General features: G+C 41.4%; 2 protein-coding genes. One reads left to right on the forward strand and one right to left on the reverse strand.

Going from position 1 to position 1,366, the window contains the following annotated elements:
- A partial coding sequence (locus IQ242_RS24830; RefSeq protein WP_228021209.1) for a DUF4164 family protein occupies positions 1–350 on the forward strand: 350 nt, incomplete at its 5' end.
- 103 nt (positions 351–453) lie between these two features.
- On the opposite strand, the gene IQ242_RS24835 is transcribed toward IQ242_RS24830, so the two are convergent.
- Positions 454–1,366 (reverse strand): tetratricopeptide repeat protein (locus tag IQ242_RS24835; protein WP_193961790.1); only part of this gene is annotated, 913 nt, incomplete at its 5' end.

Here is a 1,366-nt window from a genome sequence, read left to right on the forward strand (position 1 = left end):
GTCTTGAATCCGTCCTCAAGGAAATTAAAGACAGCATCAAGGAAGTTAACCAAAAAATCGATATCTTGCAACAGGATGTTAACCAGAAATTTGATAGCCTACAGAAGGATTTTAACCAGAAATTTGATAGCCTACAGAAGGATTTTAACCAGAAATTTGATAAAATCGATGAACGGCTCACTAAGCTAGAGGTAGGACAAGCAAAACTAACTGAGAAAGTCGATGGGATGGATAGAAGACTAGAAAAGGTGGAAGGAACCCAAAAAAATCAAGTTTGGACGTTAATTATTCTTTTAGGAGGAGCGATCGGCACGGCAGCGTGGCGCTCTTTCTTTTCTGGTAATCCTTAGAAATATTACTATAATTTCTCACTTTAGGGTAGTTATGAGGGGAAATTAGCAGATGTGAAACTCAGGTTAAAAATCAGGGATATTTAACCCATCCTACCGATAATTATGCTTTCCTCAACCATCTTTTTAACAATCGCCACAATGCCACTATTATCCCCCCAATTAAAACTAAAGGAAACTTAATCACCCCCAGAAAGAAAGCAACGATTAAGGGATATTTTTGGGTTTCTAATTGCCGAATTTTATCATCGCACTTTTGAACATCCGCTGCTAACCCCAATGCTTGATATAATTCCCGCGCTTGAAGAATTGCTTCTTTCGCTTCCGATATACGTTTGAGTTTATAGTAGGTAAGTCCCAGATTAAACCAAGCATTCGCTTCACCCCCCCGATCACCGATTTCGCGTGTGATTGCTAAGGATTGTTGATGAAACTCGATCGCTTTTTGGTATTCTCCTAGGGATTGGCAAATATTGCCTAAATTATTGTAGGATGCCGCTTCACCCCCCCGATCACCGATTTCCCGAAGGATTGCTAAGGACTGTTGATAAAACTCGATCGCTTTTTGGTATTCTCCTAGGGAATAGTAAACATTGCCTAAATTATCGTAGGAATTCGCTTCAACCCCCCGATCACCGATTTCGCGTGTGATTGCTAAGGACTGTTGATAAAACTCGATCGCTTTTTCGTATTCTCCTAGGGAATCGTAAACATTGCCTAAATTATTGTAGGAATTCGCTTCACCTTTCCGATCACCGATTTCGCGTGTGATTGCTAAGGACTGTTGATGAAACTCGATCGCTTTTTGGTATTCTCCTAGGGATTGGTAAACATTGCCTAAACCCATGTAGGAATACGCTTCACCCCCCCGATCACCGATTTCCCGTTCGATTGCTAAGGACTGTTGATGAAACTCGATCGCTTTTTGGTATTCTCCTAGGGAATAGTAAACAGTGCCTAAATTATTGTAGGAAGTCGCTTCACCCCCCCGATCACCGATTTCGCGTGTGATTGCT

This window comes from Microcystis sp. LEGE 08355, from assembly GCF_015207185.1.
GTDB lineage: Bacteria > Cyanobacteriota > Cyanobacteriia > Cyanobacteriales > Microcystaceae > Microcystis > Microcystis panniformis.